The sequence below is a fragment of the Streptomyces sp. NPDC012827 genome (assembly GCF_042900905.1).
In the GTDB taxonomy this organism is placed as follows: domain Bacteria; phylum Actinomycetota; class Actinomycetes; order Streptomycetales; family Streptomycetaceae; genus Streptomyces; species Streptomyces gulbargensis.
In genome coordinates, this window is sequence record NZ_JBIBBY010000006.1 from 470374 (window position 1) to 473912 (window position 3539).

At 68.9% G+C, this 3539-nt stretch carries 2 protein-coding genes; both read right to left on the minus strand.

Translation table 11 applies throughout. The features are described from left to right. Window positions 1-139: 139 nt before the first annotated feature. Window positions 140-2635, minus strand: coding sequence for a sugar phosphate nucleotidyltransferase (locus ACFY60_RS16785; RefSeq protein ID WP_388614705.1), 2496 nt, complete (start codon window positions 2633-2635; stop codon window positions 140-142). A gap of 122 nt (window positions 2636-2757) precedes the next feature. Beyond that, window positions 2758-3366 (minus strand): CDP-alcohol phosphatidyltransferase family protein, encoded by a 609-nt coding sequence (locus tag ACFY60_RS16790; RefSeq protein WP_388614708.1) that lies wholly within the window; start codon window positions 3364-3366, stop codon window positions 2758-2760. Window positions 3367-3539 lie beyond the last annotated feature (173 nt).

The following is a 3539-nucleotide window of genomic DNA, read 5'->3' on the forward strand; positions in this document are numbered from 1 at the left end:
GTGTTTGCGGGCGCCCGGGGGGGGGGCGCGGCGGGGCGCCCGGCGGGGGGGGGGGGCCCCGCCGCCCCCCCCCCCCCCCCCCCCCGGGGGGGGGGGGCCCCCCCCCCCCGGGGCCCCCCCCCCCCCACCGCGCCCGACGTCAGCGACCGGCGCTGTCGACCACCTCGGCCCACTCGTCCAGCAGGTGCTGGGCGGAGGTGTCGTCGGGGCCTTCGGCCCACAGATGGGTGACGGCCTCGGCCGGGTCGGGCAGCACCATGACCCACCGGCCGTCCGGCTCCACCACACGCACACCGTCGGTGGTGTCGACGAAGCGGCTGCCCGCCGCCTCGACCACCCGGCGCATGACGAGCCCCTTGACCGCCCACGGCGTCGGGATGTCCCGCTTGTGCACATGGGCCCGCGGGATGCGCGCGTCGATCTGGCTCAGCGTGAGCTGAGTGCGGGCGACGAGGCCGATGAGCCGTACGAACGCGGCGGCGCCGTCGAAGACGCTGCTGAACTCGGGCACGATGAACCCGCCGCGCCCGTCGCCGCCGAAGATGGTGGACTCCTCGCGTCCGACCCGCGTGAGGTCGTCCGGGGAGGTCGTCGTCCACTCGACCTGGGTGCCGTGGTAGGCGGCGACCTGCTCGGCGATACGCGTGGTGGTGACCGGCAGCGCGACCCGGCCGGAGCGCCGCTCGGCGGCCACCAGGTCGAGCATGACGAGGAGCGCCCGGTCGTCCTCGATGATCCGGCCGCGCTCGTCGACGAGCGAGAGCCGCTCACCGACGGGGTCGAACCGGACACCGAACGCTGCCCGCGCCGAGGCGACGATCTCTCCGAGCCGTACGAGGCCGGCTCGCCGGCTCTCGACGGATTCGGTCGGCCGCGACTCGTCGAGACCGGGGTTGATGGTCAGGGAGTCGACCCCCAGCCGGCCGAGGAGGCTCGGCAGCACGAGCCCGGCGCTGCCGTTGGAGGCGTCCACGACGACCTTCAGTCCGGCTTCCGCGATGCCGGAGGTGTCGACGTTCCTCAGCAGCGAGCCGGTGTACGAGTCGAAGACGCTGGCCGGGAAGGAGAGGTCACCGATCTCACCGGGGAAGGCACGCCGGTACTCCTGGCGCGCGTACACCCGGTCCAGCTTCCGCTGGCCGGCCTGGGACAGGTCCGCGCCGCGTTCGTCGAAGAACATGATGTCGACCGAGTCGGGGATGCCCGGCGATGTTCTGATCATGATGCCGCCGGCGCTGCCGCGCGCGGTCTGCTGTCGCGCCACGGGCAGCGGCACGTTCTCCAGGTCGCGTACGTCGATGGCGCTGGCCTGCAGGGCCGAGATGACCGCCCGCTTGAGGGCGCGCGCGCCACGGGAGTGGTCGCGGGCCGTGGTGACGGTGGAGCCCTTCTTGAGGGTGGTGGCGTACGCGCCGGCGAGCCGCACCGCGAGTTCGGGGGTGATCTCGACGTTGAGGACGCCGGAGACACCGCGTGCTCCGAAGAGGTGGGCCTGGCCGCGGGACTCCCAGATGACCGAGGTGTTGACGAAGGCGCCGGCCTCGATGGTCTTGAACGGGTAGACCCGGACGTTGCCCTGCACGATCGATTCTTCACCGACGAGGCACTCGTCGCCGATGACGGCTCCGTCCTCGATCCGGGCGGCGCGCATGATGTCGGTGTTCTTGCCGATCACGCAGCCGCGCAGATTGCTCTGCTGCCCGATGTACACGTTGTCGTGGACGACGGCCTTGTGGAGGAAGGCTCCGCTCTTGACGACGACGTTGGAGCCGATGACGCTGTGCTCGCGGATCTCGGCACCGGCTTCGACCTTGGCGTAGTCACCGATGTAGAGCGGCCCGCGGAGCACGGCGTCGGGGTGCACCTCGGCACCTTCGGCGACCCAGACGCCCGGGGAGATCTCGAAGCCGTCGAGGTCGACCTGGACCTTGCCCTCGAGCACGTCGGCCTGGGCCTTCACATAGCTCTCGTGGGTGCCGACGTCCTCCCAGTAGCCCTCGGCGACGTAGCCGTAGATCGGCTTGCCTTCCTTCATCAGCTGCGGGAAGACGTCACCGGACCAGTCGACGGGCTCGTCGGCCTTGACGTAGTCGAAGACCTCGGGCTCCATCACGTAGATGCCGGTGTTCACGGTGTCCGAGAAGACCTGGCCCCAGGTCGGCTTCTCCAGGAAGCGTTCGACCTTGCCCTCCTCGTCGACGATGGTGATGCCGAACTCCAGCGGGTTGGGCACCCGGGTGAGGCAGACCGTGACGAGTGCGCCCTTCTCCTTGTGGAAGGCGATCAGATCGGTGAGATCGAAATCGGTGAGCGCGTCCCCCGAGATGACGAGGAAGGCGTCGTCCTTCAACGCCTCCTCCGCGTTCTTCACACTGCCCGCGGTACCGAGCGGCTTCTCCTCGTTGGCGTAGGTGAGCTCCATCCCGAGCTCCTCGCCGTCACCGAAGTAGTTCCGGACGAGCGAGGCGAGAAACTGCACGGTCACCACGGTCTCGGTGAGACCGTGCCGCTTGAGCAGGCGCAGCACATGCTCCATGATCGGCCGGTTGGCGACCGGCAGAAGAGGCTTGGGCATGCTCGAGGTCATCGGGCGAAGGCGAGTTCCTTCGCCACCGGCCATCACGACGGCCTTCATGTCGGAAGCGTCCTCCTTAAGAGACGACGGTCCTGCCGACTTCACCTGTCCGCACTCAGCGGGCCTTCGTAAGGTCTTCGCTCCGGCGCCGGCGACGCTGCACGGCGCGGAAACGGACTGGCTCAATCGGCCACGGTATCCGCCTTCACGAGTCGGCGGACCTGGACCACGTAGAGGATCCCTGCCCACCAATACAGAGTTGTACCCCATCCGGCGAAAGCCCATCCGAAAACTTCAGCGAGTGACGAAAGCCAGCCGGTTCCGTCACTGAGCAGGAGCAGCGGGAAGGCGTACATCAGGTTGAAAGTGGCAGCTTTCCCGAGAAAGTTGACCTGCGGCGGCGGATAGCCGTGCCGGCGGAGGATTCCCACCATGACGAGGAGCATCGCCTCGCGTGCGAGGAGTGCCAGGGTCAGCCACAGGGGCAGGATCTCGCGCCAGGTGAGGCCCACGAGCGTGGACAGGATGTACAGCCGGTCGGCGGCGGGGTCGAGAAGCCGGCCGAGGCTGCTGATCTGGTTCCACCGCCTGGCGAGCTTTCCGTCGAGGTAGTCGCTCACTCCGCTGAGCGCCAGGACGAGCAGCGCCCATCCGTCGCTCTTGGGACCGCCGAACTCCGGCCGCAGGATCAGCCACAGGAACAGCGGCACGCCGACGAGACGCGCCATGCTGAGAATGTTGGGGATGGTGAGGACCCGGTCCGTCTGAACGCGAGTCTCCTGGACCTCCACCCGGGGGCCTCCTGCTGGAATGGTGCCGACGATGCCCCATGACCCTACCTGCAGCCACGGAACGAACGCGCACAGGCCCCCCGGAACGCAGGAAAGCCCCGCACCAGAGGTGCGGGGCTTTCCCACAATAATTGTTCGGCGGCGTCCTACTCTCCCACAGGGTCCCCCCTGCA